The organism is Paracoccus sp. (in: a-proteobacteria), assembly GCF_039808215.1.
In the GTDB taxonomy this organism is placed as follows: domain Bacteria; phylum Pseudomonadota; class Alphaproteobacteria; order Rhodobacterales; family Rhodobacteraceae; genus Paracoccus.
The window spans coordinates 1-14,401 of record NZ_JBDHSP010000035.1; the positions used below are offsets into that span (position 1 = coordinate 1).

At 67.0% G+C, this 14,401-nt stretch carries 16 protein-coding genes; 2 read left to right on the forward strand and 14 right to left on the reverse strand.

Annotated elements, in window-relative coordinates; translation table 11 throughout:
• Positions 1–286: 286 nt before the first annotated feature.
• The 9 genes from WMK75_RS11845 to WMK75_RS11885 form a co-directional block, all read right to left on the reverse strand.
• The gene (locus WMK75_RS11845) at positions 287–418 is read right to left on the reverse strand and encodes a hypothetical protein (protein ID WP_347267879.1); all 132 of its coding nucleotides are present in this window, start codon (positions 416–418) and stop codon (positions 287–289) included.
• Between the two features lie 19 nt (positions 419–437).
• Positions 438–677: a hypothetical protein gene (locus tag WMK75_RS11850; RefSeq protein WP_347267880.1), complete on the reverse strand. Its 240-nt coding sequence runs from the start codon at positions 675–677 to the stop codon at positions 438–440.
• On the reverse strand, positions 674–1,342 hold the full coding sequence (locus tag WMK75_RS11855) for a D-Ala-D-Ala carboxypeptidase family metallohydrolase (RefSeq protein ID WP_347267881.1): 669 nt from the start codon (positions 1,340–1,342) through the stop codon (positions 674–676). Before WMK75_RS11855 ends, WMK75_RS11850 begins: the two co-directional genes overlap by 4 nt.
• A gap of 81 nt (positions 1,343–1,423) precedes the next feature.
• Positions 1,424–1,663 (reverse strand): hypothetical protein, encoded by a 240-nt coding sequence (locus WMK75_RS11860; protein ID WP_347267882.1) that lies wholly within the window; start codon positions 1,661–1,663, stop codon positions 1,424–1,426.
• Positions 1,664–1,682: 19 nt separating this feature from the next.
• Entirely contained in the window at positions 1,683–2,426 is a 744-nt protein-coding gene (locus WMK75_RS11865) for a DUF2793 domain-containing protein (protein WP_347267883.1), read from the reverse strand.
• A gap of 14 nt (positions 2,427–2,440) precedes the next feature.
• The gene (locus tag WMK75_RS11870) at positions 2,441–6,838 is read right to left on the reverse strand and encodes a glycoside hydrolase TIM-barrel-like domain-containing protein (protein ID WP_347267884.1); all 4,398 of its coding nucleotides are present in this window, start codon (positions 6,836–6,838) and stop codon (positions 2,441–2,443) included.
• A 3-nt stretch (positions 6,839–6,841) separates the two neighbouring features.
• Positions 6,842–7,273: an NlpC/P60 family protein gene (locus WMK75_RS11875; protein WP_347267912.1), complete on the reverse strand. Its 432-nt coding sequence runs from the start codon at positions 7,271–7,273 to the stop codon at positions 6,842–6,844.
• A 56-nt stretch (positions 7,274–7,329) separates the two neighbouring features.
• Positions 7,330–8,214, reverse strand: coding sequence for a DUF2163 domain-containing protein (locus WMK75_RS11880; RefSeq protein ID WP_347267885.1), 885 nt, complete (start codon positions 8,212–8,214; stop codon positions 7,330–7,332).
• A complete protein-coding gene (locus WMK75_RS11885) occupies positions 8,211–8,837 on the reverse strand; it encodes a DUF2460 domain-containing protein (protein ID WP_347267886.1) in 627 nt (208 codons plus the stop codon). Before WMK75_RS11885 ends, WMK75_RS11880 begins: the two co-directional genes overlap by 4 nt.
• A gap of 115 nt (positions 8,838–8,952) precedes the next feature.
• Between WMK75_RS11885 and WMK75_RS11890 the strand changes: the two genes are divergently transcribed.
• Both WMK75_RS11890 and WMK75_RS11895 read left to right on the forward strand, forming a co-directional pair.
• Positions 8,953–9,147: a hypothetical protein gene (locus WMK75_RS11890; protein ID WP_347267887.1), complete on the forward strand. Its 195-nt coding sequence runs from the start codon at positions 8,953–8,955 to the stop codon at positions 9,145–9,147.
• 89 nt (positions 9,148–9,236) lie between these two features.
• A complete protein-coding gene (locus tag WMK75_RS11895; protein ID WP_036706995.1) occupies positions 9,237–9,446 on the forward strand; it encodes a hypothetical protein in 210 nt (69 codons plus the stop codon).
• A gap of 35 nt (positions 9,447–9,481) precedes the next feature.
• Here WMK75_RS11895 and WMK75_RS11900 read toward each other — a convergent pair whose 3' ends face one another.
• The 5 genes from WMK75_RS11900 to WMK75_RS11920 all read right to left on the reverse strand — a co-directional run bounded on the left by WMK75_RS11900 (position 9,482) and on the right by WMK75_RS11920 (position 14,369).
• Entirely contained in the window at positions 9,482–11,893 is a 2,412-nt protein-coding gene (locus tag WMK75_RS11900) for a tape measure protein (protein WP_347267888.1), read from the reverse strand.
• The gene (locus WMK75_RS11905; protein ID WP_347267889.1) at positions 11,856–12,020 is read right to left on the reverse strand and encodes a hypothetical protein; all 165 of its coding nucleotides are present in this window, start codon (positions 12,018–12,020) and stop codon (positions 11,856–11,858) included. Before WMK75_RS11905 ends, WMK75_RS11900 begins: the two co-directional genes overlap by 38 nt.
• 98 nt (positions 12,021–12,118) lie before the next feature.
• The gene (locus WMK75_RS11910; RefSeq protein WP_347267890.1) at positions 12,119–12,556 is read right to left on the reverse strand and encodes a hypothetical protein; all 438 of its coding nucleotides are present in this window, start codon (positions 12,554–12,556) and stop codon (positions 12,119–12,121) included.
• Positions 12,557–12,559: 3 nt separating this feature from the next.
• Positions 12,560–13,504 carry a phage tail tube protein gene (locus WMK75_RS11915; protein WP_347267891.1) on the reverse strand — a complete coding sequence of 315 codons (945 nt, stop codon included), beginning with the start codon at positions 13,502–13,504 and terminating at the stop codon, positions 12,560–12,562.
• Positions 13,505–13,547: 43 nt separating this feature from the next.
• Positions 13,548–14,369: a phage regulatory protein/antirepressor Ant gene (locus WMK75_RS11920; RefSeq protein WP_347267892.1), complete on the reverse strand. Its 822-nt coding sequence runs from the start codon at positions 14,367–14,369 to the stop codon at positions 13,548–13,550.
• Positions 14,370–14,401 lie beyond the last annotated feature (32 nt).

Consider the following 14,401-nt stretch of genomic DNA (forward strand, 5'->3'; position numbering starts at 1 on the left):
CCTCACGTTGTGGCAAATCCGCAATTTCGTGACAGCAATATCAATCGCTTATCAGTTTTGCTGTCGAACTTGGGATGCAAGGGTCGGGGCTAGGGGCCGGCGTCATGCTTTACAGGTGCACAGTTGTGCCCTTTTCTGCGCAGGACAGACCGGCGCCTCCTGTGCCACCATCCCTGCGCAGCGAATCCCTGCGGCTTTTTGAACCTGTGAATCCGTGAACCGGGCCGGGCGTGCCTTGCGGTCGAGGCGTCTGGCGCTTCCCGCATGGCAATGCCCGGCCCGGTCTTCACCCGCAGGCTCGCGCCTGATCGCGCAGGACGGCGTAATCGCTCATCATCCGAACAAGCACCGCGTTTTCCGGCATCGCCTCGACCTCGGCCGCGGCGCGGGTCTGCTCGGCGGCGCTGTATTCGACCACGGGCGGGCAAGGGGCGCTGTCAGAACCTGCCGTCGCGCAGCCGCTCAGCCAGAGCATCGCGATCATGAGGGCGGCGGCTGGCGGCATCGAGCATCTGGCGGTGGATGGCATGGTTTCTCTCTCTGGCTTCAAAGCGTTCGGCGGCGCGCCCGGCCTTCTCGCCGCTGCGTCGCGCGCCGAGGATGAACAGGAGGATGGCGGCGGCGAGGGTGAGCCAAGGCAGTGCCCGCCGCCACAGCGGGGTGAGGATGGCGATCATCGCCGCCCCCGCTTCCAGTCATCGAGCCGGGCATGGATCGTCACGGCGATTCCGGCCAAAGCGAGGGCGACGAAGATCCAGCGCAGGCCGTCGAGATAGGGCAGCAGCGGCAGGATCGCGTCCGGCGCCTCGGCCAGCGCCTGCTGCACCTCCTCGACGCCGGCCGCGCCGATGGTGCCGATCCCGGCCGCACCGCTGCCTTTCAGGGTGCGGCTCTCGGCCAGATGCTCGCGGGCCGGGGCCTGGTCGGGCGCGAAAGACGAGGCCCGCGCCGGGAAGGGATCGCCCCAGGACCGCGCCGGACCGGTGTCGATATGGATGAAGTTTGAGCGCGGATAGGTGCCGATGCCCTTGAACCCGGCCTTGCGGGCGGCGGCGATGAAAGTCTCCGGGTCGTGGTTTGCCATCGAGATGTCGAAGGCGCGCGCTTCCAGGTGCATGGACGCTTTTGCACCGCCGACCGCCTTGTTGTGCTCGGGGCTGCGATAGGCCGAATTCACGATCAGCGGCTTGCCCAGCGTCACGCGCAGTTCCTGCAGCCGGTTCAGCGCATCCTCGTTGATCAGCAGCTTGCCGGTGCCGCGGCAGGCGATTTCGGCGGGCGAGAAGTTCGGCCAGTGCCAGGCCGTTGCCGGCAGGTTCCGCCAGTGTTGATAGAACGTCATGGGGGTCTCCAAATGAAAAACCCCGCGCGCTGGCGGGGCGGGGCGACGTGGGATGCTCGGTGGTGTTTGCGCCTTCCGGCGTCAGTCGCGGGCGGGACCGCTGCGTTCCAGCAGGCGTTTGATGTCGGCGCGCATCTCACGCAGCATCTCGTTCTGTTCCTTGCGGGTTTCCGAGATCGCCTGACGGTCGGCGTCGAGCTGCTTTTCCAGCCGCTCGACCTCGCGCAAGGCGGTCTTGCTGCTGCCCTCAAGCCGCACGAGCCAGATGCCGAGGCCGGTTGCCGCCATGATCGCGCCCCACCATTCGCGGATGGTATCCATGAAGTTCTCTCCCATGGGTTCAGCCCGGCGCGCCGCAGGTCAGATAATGGATGGCAATGCGCACTGCGCCGCCGGCAAAGTTTCCGCCATTGGCGGTGAGGCGCACGGGCGTCTCGGCATAGAAGGCGGTCGGGCCGATGACGCCGATATTGCTGCTGCCGACGGCCACGCCGAGCGCGCCACCGAACTTCGAGGGCTCGCCCGTGACGCCGCAGTCGAAGGAGCTGGCCCCCAGCACCGCAGTCACGGTTCGTGCGGAGACGCCGAGCACGATGGCGCGGTTGGGGATCACGATGGTCGAGTCCCGGCTGGCCCCGGAAAGGCCGGAGAGGGTTTCTTCCCGCACCGCCATGCCGGTGGTCGCGCCATTTGCATCCCGCGCCACGGCGACCGAGGCTGCCTGCGCGATGAAGCCCATGGCATCCACAACCGGGATCCACGCCGATCCGGTCCAGACGATGGCCTGCGCCTCGTCCTCGATCCAGGCCATCCAGCCGGGGCTGGGCAGGATCCGCATCCAGGCGCCGTCGATCCAGTAGGCGATGCTGCCTTCCCAGCCAGACCACGCGCCCGTCGCGCCGCTGGCGGGGATGTAACGGTCGCCCTCGGCCGGGCTGGCTGGCGGGTCCGTCAGGTCACGGTCGAGGATCGCCAGCTGAACGATGCCGTCGAGCATGCGCAGCGCCTCGTTATGGGTGACGTGTTTTTGCGCCTGCGCGGCCATGATGAAGGGCAGCGCCAGATGCGCTGTTGTGTCAGACATGGATTGTCTCCTGCTTAGAACCAGAGGGTGGTGATGGGGGCAGCGCCAGCCCCATAGGCCTGCCCGATCTGGGCAATGCGGACATCGAGTGAGGCACCCGGTCCGAGCGGTGCGCCCCAATCGGCACTCTGCTGGGCGGCGGTGTAGAGCGCGTTGCTGGTGGCAACTTGTAAGGATCTCTTGACAGTTGCCCCGTCGAGGATCTCGACCTGCCACGCCTCGCTGGCCTCGGTCATCGGCACCTCGGCGGCGTTCCAGCTATCGGCGGTGAGCGATCGATCACGTCGCTTCCAGCTTATGGTCAGATCGCCGGGGCTGCGCGCCCGCCGCCACGGCTGCTCGACATGGACCGGCGCGAACGGGCGCAGGCCCGTGCCGCGTGGCGTGAATACCTCTGCCAGATAGCTGTCGTCACTGACCGGACGCGAGGCAGGCCCGATGCGCCAGTTCCACGGCATGCCCAGATCGGCCTCGTTCACCGGCAGCGGGGCCAGCGCTGTGTCCAGCACCACCACCCGCGCCCCGGCCGGCACCACCGCCGCCATGTCGGTCTCCGTGCCACGCTGGCCTCGCAGCAGGCGCGAGAGCCGATATCGGCCGGGGGCGATCAGTTCGGCGGTGCCGAATTGCAGGATCTCCCAGCCGCCGCCCGGCTGCGCGACAGCGAGCGCGTTCTCGCCAGCGAACAGCCGCAGATCGGTAACGCTTTCGAGGGTGCCTGACAGCAGGTCGAGATAGACCGAGTTGCCGTAGTCGAAGCGAGAGGTTGGGCCGGAATGGAGATCGGTCACCAGTTCGCCCATGCGCGCCCGGGTTCTGAAGGTGGTGAGCAGTTCGAAAGCGGAGGCCTCGGGGCTGCGGAACACCGCGATCTGGCCGGGCCAGGGGCGAGCATGGGTGGCGATCAGCGGGTGGTGTGGCGCGAGATCCTCGCGCAGTTGCGGCAGGTTCAGAAGTTCGACCAGCGGCGCGCCGAACACGACCGGCCGGGCAAGCGCAGCCGGGCGAGGGCTTCCGGGCGGAAGATCATAGGCATCCCGGTCCTGGCGGATCGCCTCAATGCTGCGGGCCTCGGCATCGGAAACCGTGAGGATGCGCATCTCGGCCAGCCGCCCGTCGTGATCTAGCGCGATGACATCGCCGGGATCCAGCGCCAGCATCGAGGGCGGCAGGCTGAAGGCTCCGGTCTCGCGGCTGATCCATGCCTCCATCAGTGCCCGGCGGCAGCGCCGGTCGGCTTCCTCGGGCGGCACCGCCATCGGAAAGCTGTCCGACGATACCCTGCTGGCGCTCACGGCAATGCGGCGGGCCTCGACGGTGATGCCGTCATAATCCTCGTCCGCGCGCGCGACCTGCCATTTCAGTGCCTGCGGCAGTTCGGTCTCCTGCCCGCGCGCCAGTTCCATCACGTCGCTCCGGCCCGCCGCCATGTCGTCCGGTGCGACGGTCGCCACCGGCGCGCGCCCGCGCATGACAAACCTGATCCGGCCCTCGCTCTCGACCGCATCGAAACCGAAATGCCGGGCCAGCATGGTGATCGAGGTGCGCGGCGATTCCAGCGCCGAGATCACATAGCCATCGACAGCCCCGGTCAGGCCGGAGGTGTCGATCCATTCCGGCCGCAGCCCCGCCCGCAGGCACAGGTGCCGCACCAGCGCCGCCAGCGACACCGCACCCAGCCGCCCGGTCAGCCAGTGGCCGAGCTGCCAGTTCTCGCCATCGGCCCAGATATCCGAGAGTTCGGGGAAGAACGGATAGGGTCGGGCATCCCAGGTCCATGCGGCGCTGTTGGCGATATCGACCATGCGCCCGCCATATTCGGTGGAGATTGGGTTGTTCGCGGGCGTGCCCCACCAGAGATAGCTGGCTTCCAGATAGGCCCGCTGGATGGCGTCGTCGCGCCAGCCGCGCGAAAAGTATGGGAAGAACGATTCCGAAGATTTCGGGTCGTGAAACACGTTCGGCTGGTTGGTGCCGCGATCCACCGCCGGGCAGCCGAGCTCGGTGAAGCGGATCGGCTTCGACTGCGGGATCCATGCGGTTGCGGCTGGCGATTCAATGCCGCCGGGTCGGTTGACGTGCTCGTTCGACCACCACGCACGGATATCCTTGTATCTGAACACCCACGGCTTTCCTGCGACACCATCGCTGATCGGCGTCCGGGTCTGGGCGATCCGATCACCCTCGCTGGCGTAATACCAGTCGAACCCCTCGCCGCCAGCGATATTGCTCTGCAGATAGGCGCGGTCATGGATCGACGGCCAGACCTGCGCGTCGAGATGATCCCAGCCGTCGCGCCAGTCCGAGAGCGGCATATAATTGTCGATGCCGATGAAATCGACATTCGCATCCGACCAGAGCGGATCGAGGTGAAAGAACACATCGCCACTGCCGTCCTGCGGATGATGGCCGAAATACTCCGACCAGTCGGCGGCATAGCTGATCTTCGTGGCGTGGCCGAGGATCGCGCGCACATCCGCTGCCAGCGTGCGAAGTTCCTCCACGGCGGGATAGTCCGGCAGCGCATCGGTGAAATGGATGCCGTAGAAGCGGAAAGCCGAATCCGGGCCGCCTTCCTCCAGGTCGATACGGATGGCGCGGATCTCGGACGCGTCCTTCCAGGCGCTGCCGCCGGATTGCAGGTTCCACATATCGACCACGGCGCGCGTCCTGATCCCGACTGGGATATCCCCGAACCGGGCCTGCCGGGCGAGCGACAGGGCAAGCGCGTCCGTCGAGAACAGAATCCGCCCCACCCATGTCCCGGTTGTCCGTGCCGCGATGCGCTCGATGTCGATGACCATGTAGCGGACCTTGCGCCCATCCATATTGGTGGCGGCGTTGTGCAGCAGGCGCGGGTTTGCGTTGTTGGGGGTGAGCGTCAGCGCGCCGCCCGAAATGCCGCCGGTTGCGTGGTAGAGTGACCAGCCGCCCAGTGCGGTCCCGAAATTCCAACTGCGCCCGTGAATTGACGTCCGCACCTGCGTCAGCCCGCGCATTTCCGAGCCGATCAGGAAGGCATCGACGCCGCCAGCCGCCGCGCAGAGATGGGCGTAGTGCAGGATCATGCGCCGAAAACCCCAATCCGCGCCGCCGGTCCAGGTCACGCTGTCGCCGCTGACGGCAAAATCTGATGGCTGCGCTGCGCCGAAGAAGGCGGCGATCTGCGGGGCGGCAGCGGTGGTCTTGTCCACGGTGCCGGCGAATCCGGCCGCCGGCGCGCAGGTGATCCGCCCGCGCCACGGCAGCACCGGCTGGCCGATGCTCGCGGAGGCATCGGACCAGGGATCGGGCAGGGTGTTCCCGACCGGAATGTCCATCATCACGAACGGATAGAAAGTGACGCGCAGCCCGCGCGCCTTCATCTCGCGGATCGCCTGCACGACCGAGAAGTCCGCCGGTGTGCCGCCATAGACCGGGCGGCCCTGATCGTCCTGGCTGACCACCAGCGCCTGCGACCGGGAGACGCCGTTCACGCGCCATTCCGGCACCGTCGTCTTTTCTGCCATCTCGACCTTGGGCCGGATCGCGCAGTTCCCGGCGCGCAGATCGTCGCCGAACCACGACACCACCAGCGATACCGACTTCACCGTCGGCACCATGGCTTCCAGCCGATCCAGCGAGACCAGCATGTCGGGCGTCCCGGCCATGGCGTTGACGTTCTCGGCCGCGCTGTCGCCGCCCTCGGCCTTGCGCACGATCTCAGTTGCATAGGCGAATTCGCCCGATGCGGGGATGATGGTCACCGCCTCGACCAGTCCTTCTGCGGTGTCGGGGTCATCGAGCGGTCGAAACACCTCGAAGGACAGCTGCGGCAGGCGGTTGCCGAAATCGCTGAGCGGAAGTTCCTCGAACACGATATAGGCGGTGCCGCGCCAGGCTGGCGTGTTCGAAGCCCCCGTCTTCGCCGCGATGAACGGATCGGCCCCCTGCATCTCGTCGCCCGGATACCAGCGCAGGGTGATCGCGGAGGTGTCGAGCGGCTTGCCATCGGCCCAGATGCGGCCGATGCCGGTGATCGGGCCCTCGCAGAGTGCGACAGCAAAGCTGGCGTAATAGCTGTATTCGGTGCTGGTGACCTTCGGCCCGCCGCCCTTGCCGCCGCCCTGGCGGGTGGTGTTCACCTCCTCGCGGAAATCGGTCGCCCAGATGATATTGCCGCCGATCCGCATGCGGCCATAAAGCCGCGGGATCACCACGCCTTCGGTCGCCGAGGTGACGCGCAGGCTGTCCATGCGCGCGCCCTCGATGCGCTGGCCGGGCATCATGGACGAGACGATCCAGCTGTCGACCATAGAGCCGATGCCCGAGCCGATCATGCCGCCGATGGTGGCGCCCGAAAGTCCGAGAATGGCACCGCCGAAGCCGCCGCCGATGGCGGTGCCGACGGCGCCGAGAAGGATGGTTGCCATGGGTCAGGTCTTTTTCTTGTGTGGACGTGGGAACAAAAACGCGAAGGCGATGCGCCGCCGCCACGCGGTGGTGAGCGGTTCCTCGATCACCCCGAGCCGCTCGTAGCTGTGGATGAAGCTGTCAGGCCCGGTGAGGATCCCGACATGCTTGACGATGGCGCCCGCGCGCATGCGGAACAGCACAACGGCGCCGGGACCGGTCGTCTCGGGGTCGATGCGGATCATCACCCGGCCGGCGTTTTCGGCCAGAACCTCGCGGCTGCCTATCTCGCCCCAATCGCGGCTGTAGGGGGGCACCGGCAGCGTCTCGCTTCCGACCACCTCGCGCCAGACGCCGCGCGCCAGCCCGAGGCAGTCGCAGCCGACACCCCGGACACTGGCCTGATCGTGATAGGGCGTGCCCAGCCAGCCGCGCGCGGCGGCGATGACCCGCATCGGATCGGCGGGTCGGGCAACGGATGTTGCATCTGGTGCAACAACTGCCGCGCGGATCACAGCACCGCCCCCTCATGGCCGCCATCGGCCGTGGCATAGCGGACAACCGCGTCCTGGCCCGGAATATGCGGGAAGCCGCGGAAGTTGAGGATGTTCGAGAACGTGGCCGTACAGGTCTCGGCGCGTTTGTCGCAGCCGGCGCGGATGGTGAAGGTATCGCCGCTGGTGATCACCCGCACCGGCGCCTCCAGCAGGGTGATGGTGACCACGCCGGAGGCGACCTCGTGCAGCATGATCTCGTCGCGGCGACCGGCATTGCTGCCGGATGTCCATTCCAGCACCCCGAAGGCGAACCAGCCATTGGCGAAGCCGCTGATTCCGGAGGCCGTGAAGGCGCGGTCGCGGACCTTATCGAGCACCGCGCCGGCCCCGGAATAGGCCGCGTCGTTCAGATTGATGCCGCACCGCCCGTCCCCGAGCGCCGCATCGCAGGTGCCTTGAAACACCCGGCCGACGGTCTGGCCCAGCACATGCGCCATGCTGCGCACCTCGGCCACGAAGGACAGCCGCCCGCGCCGCAATTCGCCGATCGCGCCACGCCGGATCAGCACCCGCTGGCCGGGGGCGTTCCAGTTCACCCGCCAGACCTCGACCAGCGCATTGTCCCAGCGCCCGTCCAGAATATCGGACTCGGTGATACGGTCCGAGGTGAGCGCCCCCTCGGCATCCTGGGAATCCACCGACAGGTCCGAGCCAGCGCGGATTTCCGAAGCCGAAAGCCCGCTTTCGGGTTCATAATCCGTGCCGCCGAAGGCAAGCGGGCAATCATGATCGGTGAAACCGAAACTCACGCCATCGGGGCGGGTGATCTTCCAGCACCAGGCCAGCGTGGTGGTGCCATCGTCCAGATGCGCCTGCAGGGCGGGGGAGAGGGATTTCATCGGCGGATTTCCACGAGCGGGATGGAGGTGATCGAGCCGAGCCGCTCGATATCGAGGGTGACGTTCAGCGTGTCGGAATCGAACCGCACCGGCACGTCGAATTCGAAACCGGCGCGGACGGCCACGCCATTGCCAGGGGGCGCGGCGAAGGTGACGAAACCGGTCGCCGGATCGACCGACCAGCCCGATACCTGGGCGACGCCACCCAGCGCGATGCTGATTGTGCCCGAGACGGGCTTGGTGATCGCACGCACCCATGTCTGCGACCCGGAAGCGTATCGCTTCACCAGCTGGAAGGCGGTCGCAGTTCCGTCCCCGGTCCCGATCAACTGGTCGGCAGCATTTGGCGCGTCGCTTGGCTTGCAGGATTTGTAATCGCCCCAATCCTTGAAGCGGAAGCCGTGCAGGCGGCCGTTGCGGGCCTCGAAGAATTGCACCACGGCGTCGAGATCATCGGCACGGCGGATGCCATAGGAGACGTCATAGCGGCGGCGCGAGTTGGCCCAGCTGGCGTTCCTTTCCTCGTCGCCGGAGGCCAGTTCCACGATCTGCGTGCGCCGTTCCGGCCCGCCGCGCGCGCCGCGGCTGATATTGTCCGGGAACCGGACCTCGTGAAACGCCATAAGCGCCTCCTTCGATAAAGCAATGATATTGCGGTGATTTGCCTACACTCCGGGCGATTACAGAGCGATGGTGGTGGCAAGGAAAGCGACATCGCCTCACCAGGGAGACCACGCCATGACCAGCGCCACCGACACCTTCCCCGACATGATCGAGGTCAACGGGGAACGCTTCTTCAGGACCCGCCTCACCAATATCGCGATGAAGGGCCATGTCTGGGGCGAGGGGGTCGAGATGCGCGAATACTGGCGCGACGGCAAAGACGATTGTCGCCTGCAGGCGCGCACCGCCAACGACTATTACATCGACTGAGCCGCGCCGGCTCCGGCTCCGCCCGATGGCGGGGTTGAGGTCGTAGAAGCGGCGGGGCCCATCCCCGCGCCCAGAGCGAGGGAACAGACATGCACATCCACGAAACGCGCTATATGAACATCGCCGACCGCCCGGCCACCGTGGTGCTGGTGGAAAGCGTCGCGGACGATGTTGCCGCCTATGCATTCAGCGGCCGGGTTTCCGGACACCACGCCGCCCATCACGGCTACAAGCTGACCGAGCGGGAGGCGCGGCGCCTGGGTCTCGCCATCCCGGCCGGCAAATACTATCGCCGCTGAGAGGGCGCGCGCCCGGCCGGAAAGGTCGGGGCTTCTCACATCCCCCTCCTTCCCATGGCGACGGCCCGCGCGATATCTGCCGAAATCTGCGCCCGCGACTGCCGGAAGCTTTCGGCATCGCGGGCGTTGATGTTGACGGTGACGCCGCCCCCGTATCCGGCCGCTTCGCGGCGCGAAAGCACCCGCTCGCCGCGCTGCAGGATCGCCGGCACCTCGTCCGAGCGCAGCCCGGCCCAGCCGCCGGAATGCATCCGGGGCGCATTGGCGAAGGCCATGGCCGGGACCATGCGGCCGGCGCCGCCCGCGCCGACCATGCCGCCCGAATGCAGGACGCTGGCCAGCACACCGCCGCCCATGCCGCCCAGCGCCCCGGAGAGCGCATTCGCAAGCGGCCCGAGCAGGAAGCGGCGCGCGCCCAGCTTCGCCATGTCGGCCAGCATCGAGGTCACGAGGTCGCGGAAGTTCAGCGTGCCGGTCTTGACGAAATCGCCGACCGCGTTTTCTGCGCTCTGGAAGGCCCCGACCAGCGCACTGCCGATGTCGCCGCCGATGTCGCGGGCCTTCCCGGCATAGTCCGAGAGCGATGCCGCGACGGCGTCCCAGCCCTGTTTGCCCTGTTCCGCGCCGGTTGAAGTGTCCTCGCCGGCTTTTTTGCCAGCAGCACCGGCCCCGCCCGCAGCGCCACCGGCGCGATCCATGGCACCGGCAACCCGGTCGGCCGCGCCAGCGGCATCGTCCAGCGCGTTCGCGCCATCTTCGCCCGAGGCGGTGACGGCATCCTTCAGCGCCTGCCAGCTTTCCAGCGGCGCAACCGCCGCCGCGCCCAGCGCCTGTGCAGCGTCGAGATGGGCGGAGGCAGCCGCGGCGGCCTGGTCGGCAAGATCGCCTAACAGGTCGGGCGACTCAAAATAGGTCCGGTCCCAGGCCGCGCTAAACGCCTCGGCGGCGGCGGAGCCCGCCTCGGATGCCGATCCCTCGAACGGATTGTTGATGCGGCCGATGCTGAACGGGTCCAGAAGGCCGATCTGTGCGCCGCCTTCGCCGACAGCCCATTCGGGCAGCATGGCGAGGGCGGCGTTGATGCCGGAGATGAAACTGTTGATGCGGGTGACGACGCCGTTCAGCATGGCCTCGACGCCGGCGATCAGCCCGTTGGCCGCCTTGAACGCCAGATCGCCGATGGCATCGGGCAGCAGAGCCCAGATCGCCTTGATCGCCTCGAAGCCACCGTGCCAGACCGCGACATATCGGTCGACGGCGGTGACCGCGCCGGTCACGATCAGGTCGAGCACCGTGAACACATAGGCGCGATAGCCGTCCCAGGCTGCGTTGAGCAGCACGAAGGCTGCCTGAAACGCCAGAACGATGCGCTGGCCGACCTCCTTTGCGACATCGCCGAGCAGCTTGAACGCCGTGCCGATACCGCCGACCGATTTGACCAGCGAGGAAAACTGATAGATCAGCTCGCCCGCCGCGACGATCAGCGCGCCGATGCCGGTGCGGATCAGCGCCCCGCGCAGCACGGTCAGCGCCGTGGACAGGCTGAAGGTCGCCACGCGGGCGGCGACGAAGGCGGTCACCCAGCGCCCGGCCATGAATGCGGCGAAGGCGATGCCGACCGAGGCGAGGCGCTCAATGTTGTCCGCGACAAGGATCAGCACAGAGGCGACGGTGGAAGAGGCGCCCAGAAGCTGATCCCATGAGCCAACCAGTTGCAGCGCCGCATTGCCGATCAGGGTGAATGCATCGCCAATGGTCGCCGGCATGCTGTCGGCTTCCTCGCGCAGCAGTTCGAGATTGCCGACCAGCGCGGTGCGGATCACCTCGCCGGTGATCGCGCCCTGCGTTCCCATCACCCGCAGCCCGGAAACCGTGGTGCCGAGTTCGTCGGCCAGTAGTTCCGCCACCCGCCCGCCGGTCTGGATCACGGTATTGAGGTTGTCGCCCGACAGGCTGCCCAGCGCCATCGCTTTCGAGAGCGCATTCTGGACCGAGGCCGCGCGCTCGGCCTTCGCGCCCGACACGACCATGGCGTTGTTCAGCGCCTCGGTGAAATCGAGGCTCTCGGCGGTGGAAAGCCCGAGTTCGCGCAGCGCGGTCGCGTTGGCGAGCCAGCTTTCCGCCGTTTGACCAAGATCGGAATAGGTGCGCCGCGCCATCGCGGCCAGCCGCTCCATGACGGCCGCGCCCTTCTCCTGCGATCCGGTCGCCAGATCGACGCGCGAGCGCAGGTCGGTCCAGGTATCGGCATATTGCGCCACTTGGCGGATCGAGAGCGCGCCGGCCGCGATCCCGGCCAAACGCCGCAGCATGATGCCGGCGGTGTCGACCTCACGCGACATGCGCTTGAAGCTGGCGGAGCCGGCATTGCCGACGCCCTCCAGTTCCGCCCGGACCTGGCGTCCGTTCTCAGCGACCAGACGAACGGAAACTTTCTTCTCGGCCATCGCCTCTGCCTTCCTCGATCTTCTGGTTGCTCTGGCGGATCATTTCCGCCTCGATCACCGGCAGCAGTTCCACGACCGCCAGCGCCGGAATGCCAAGGGCGCGGCCCATTTCCAGCGCCGCGCCCATGTCCCAGCCCAGCACCGCGCCGGGGATGGCCCGGACCTGCCCGCTCAGCCGCCCGGCCAGATCCCAGACCTGCCAGCCTTCATGGCTTTGCGGTGAATTCAGCCGGGCAGGGCAGTCGGGGCAGCGTCCGGGGCAGGCTGCGCAATATCGGTCGCCCCCGCCGTAGTGCCATTCGGCGAGGGCGCGGAGGCGTTTTTTTCCGCATCCAGCACCAGATAGGGGCCGAGAACCTTGTCCTGAAACGCCTCGAACACCGGCCAGATGTTCAAGAGCGCGTCGATGCCTTCGGGCGTCACCGGCAGGTCGATACCCTCGGCATCGCCGACGCCCGTCCATTCGGTAATCACCATTCTGGCGACGGCCTGCGCCATGGCCACGGCCAGCACCTCCTTCGGCGCGTCCAGGTCGAGGCTGTCGAGGGAGACATCGGAGCGCGCGGCGGCCATGATGGATGTGGTGATCGGGGCGACCCGGATCATCAGGCCGGGCAGGAGGTCGATCCAGCGCGGTTCGGTGGTGAGGTTCAGACGGATCATGGCTCAGTATTCCTCGATGTTGTTGACAAGGGTGATGGTTGCCATGCGCGCCGGGCTGAACCCGCGCGCCGCCTGCCAGTCGAAGCTGGCCTGAATGCCCTGCGGCCCGCTGATCTCGACGCGGGGGCGGGGCAGATAGACGGCATGGGCGGTGACGGTCAGGCTCTCGCCACTGGTCAGGGTATATGCGAACTCCAATTCGCAAGGGGTCCCCGCGATGGCCTGGTTCATCAGCACCATGTCTGCGAAGCGCAGCTCGATCTGGCCGGTCAGCGCGGCGATGGAGGGGTCCGCGCCGTCGATCATGCCGTCGGCGCGGATGGTCTCGATCCGGTCGAGATTGTTGGCATAGGTGATCTGGGCCGAGATCACATTGCCCAGTGCCGTGCCGTTGCGCGTGATGGCGCCGTTGAAATGCCCGAAGCGCAGCAGGTCCAGATCAGCCAGCGTGCCGGCCTGCGAGGTGCTGGCCACGGTCTCGCCCTGCGCCACAAGCTGGGCGCTGGCGGTCAGCAGGCCGGAACGCTGCATGGTCCAGCTGAGCTGGTTGACCATGACGCCCGAATACATGGCGAAGCGCGGCACCTCGGGCATGCCGGTCTCGATCGACAGGGACGGCAGCGTCCAGTTGCCCGAATGGAAGACATGCGTGTAGGGCCCTGGCGAGCTTCCAGTGGTGACCGGCGCACCGAACGCGGCCTTCAGCCAGAAGCCGAAACCCTCGGCGTCGATGGGAATGGTCAGATCGCCATCGGCGGTGATCGCATCCTTGACCGGGGCCAGCGGGTCCCGGCCATATCCCAGCAGCTCGGACGAGAGCAGCGGCTGTTCGGCGCTGAGCGTCGAGGAGGCGAAGGGCAGGCGGGTGTAGCCGCTGGCCGGGGCGGTGCCATAGACAGTCTCGAACGCAGCCGCGAGTTGCGACCGCGCGCCTTGGGCGCGTGCCATGGAAGGTTCCTTTCTGTGGAAGCGATCCCGTGCCGGGACCGGGTCAGTGCAATGGCGGCTTGACCAGCGCGGCCAGTTTGGTGAGGCCCTTGGCGGTCACCCGCACCTGCTCGGTGACCTTTTCCGAACCATCGGCGCGCAAAACCGTGGTGATCCTGTGCTCGAGCAGGCTGGTCGCGGTCTTGCTGTGGTAGCCGAGGAAGCTCGCGCCGCCCGGGCGCTTGTAGATCCAGCCATTTTCCTGAAGCCAGAGAAACAGGTCTTTCGGGCGCATCTGCAAAAGCTTGGCGGTGTTGGTGATGCAGAATGACCCATCCGCCTGCGCGATCCGGTCCAGCTTCTCCTGTGCGGGCAGCAGCGCCTGCACTTTCTCTTGCAGCTGCTCGTTCTTCTCGTTGTAGCTGAGCAATAGCGCCCGCAGCTGCGCCGGATCGTTGAGGTCGATTGCCGATGAGCGGTTTCGCAGATCGTGCTCGAGCGCGTTGAAGGCGGCGATATAACGCAGCTTCCATTTCAGGGCCTTGGCGCCGGTAAAACCCATGGCCAACAGCGTGAAGCCGTCACGGGTCATGTCGAACGCCCGCGACGGGATCGGTGCGCCGCCACTGGGGTTTTCGCGCTCATGGACCGTCTGCGCAAAAATGGGCAGACGGTCGCGGGCACCCGTGTGCCCCGGCGCGGCGCCCTGCAGGGGATCCCTGACCAATGCCGGCTCCTGCTCGATCAGGTTGTCGATTGCCCGCGTCACGTCCCGGTGGTTCTTTCCAAAGAAGGCAGCAACGTCCCGGCTGCTGGCAAAAACCTCTCCCTCCCTCTCGAACACGACCGGCTGGGGCGGGGTTTCGATCGCAAGACTGGTGCTCATTTCTTTCTCCTGATGTTCGATGCGGACCGGGG

Coding starts and splice junctions, on each gene's coding strand:
- WMK75_RS11885 (WP_347267886.1), bottom strand. CDS start 8,837: ATGGCGTTTCACGAGGTCCGGTTCCCGGACAATATCAGCCGCGGCGCG.
- WMK75_RS11880 (WP_347267885.1), bottom strand. CDS start 8,214: ATGAAATCCCTCTCCCCCGCCCTGCAGGCGCATCTGGACGATGGCACC.
- WMK75_RS11865 (WP_347267883.1), bottom strand. CDS start 2,426: ATGTCTGACACAACAGCGCATCTGGCGCTGCCCTTCATCATGGCCGCG.
- WMK75_RS11920 (WP_347267892.1), bottom strand. CDS start 14,369: ATGAGCACCAGTCTTGCGATCGAAACCCCGCCCCAGCCGGTCGTGTTC.
- WMK75_RS11915 (WP_347267891.1), bottom strand. CDS start 13,504: ATGGCACGCGCCCAAGGCGCGCGGTCGCAACTCGCGGCTGCGTTCGAG.
- WMK75_RS11900 (WP_347267888.1), bottom strand. CDS start 11,893: ATGGCCGAGAAGAAAGTTTCCGTTCGTCTGGTCGCTGAGAACGGACGC.
- WMK75_RS11855 (WP_347267881.1), bottom strand. CDS start 1,342: ATGACGTTCTATCAACACTGGCGGAACCTGCCGGCAACGGCCTGGCAC.
- WMK75_RS11870 (WP_347267884.1), bottom strand. CDS start 6,838: ATGGCAACCATCCTTCTCGGCGCCGTCGGCACCGCCATCGGCGGCGGC.
- WMK75_RS11910 (WP_347267890.1), bottom strand. CDS start 12,556: ATGATCCGTCTGAACCTCACCACCGAACCGCGCTGGATCGACCTCCTG.
- WMK75_RS11895 (WP_036706995.1), top strand. CDS start 9,237: ATGCACATCCACGAAACGCGCTATATGAACATCGCCGACCGCCCGGCC.
- WMK75_RS11860 (WP_347267882.1), bottom strand. CDS start 1,663: ATGGATACCATCCGCGAATGGTGGGGCGCGATCATGGCGGCAACCGGC.
- WMK75_RS11875 (WP_347267912.1), bottom strand. CDS start 7,273: ATGCGGGTCATCGCCGCCGCGCGCGGCTGGCTGGGCACGCCCTATCAC.
- WMK75_RS11890 (WP_347267887.1), top strand. CDS start 8,953: ATGACCAGCGCCACCGACACCTTCCCCGACATGATCGAGGTCAACGGG.
- WMK75_RS11850 (WP_347267880.1), bottom strand. CDS start 677: ATGATCGCCATCCTCACCCCGCTGTGGCGGCGGGCACTGCCTTGGCTC.
- WMK75_RS11905 (WP_347267889.1), bottom strand. CDS start 12,020: ATGGGCGCGGCGCTGGAAATGGGCCGCGCCCTTGGCATTCCGGCGCTG.